This is a genomic window from Bacteroides caecigallinarum, from assembly GCF_016901995.1.
Lineage (GTDB): Bacteria > Bacteroidota > Bacteroidia > Bacteroidales > Bacteroidaceae > Phocaeicola > Phocaeicola cellulolyticus.
In genome coordinates this window covers 1-262 of record NZ_JACJLE010000202.1, presented here as the reverse complement: position 1 = coordinate 262, position 262 = coordinate 1, and the positions used below count along the sequence as shown (strand labels likewise).

Here is a 262-nt window from a genome sequence, read left to right as displayed (position 1 = left end):
AGACGGGTACGCCTACTTTCCTAGTGGAGCTGATGAAGGGATGCGGATATAACCTGAAGAAGCTGATGAGGGAGTATGCTACGGCGGACTCGCTGAATGGATTGGAAACACTCAGGAAGAACCCCGTGCCGATTTTGTATCAGAGCGGGTATATGACAATCAAGGATTATGACAGCAGATTCAAGACTTATATACTGGGATTCCCGAACAAAGAGGTGGAGGACGGTTTCATGGAATTCCTGTTGCCGAGCTATACGGGAAT

The 262-nt window shown here is 48.1% G+C and carries 1 pseudogene; it reads left to right on the top strand.

Annotated elements, in window-relative coordinates:
- A pseudogene (locus tag H6A61_RS16350) lies at positions 1-262 on the top strand (AAA family ATPase); the annotation flags it as partial.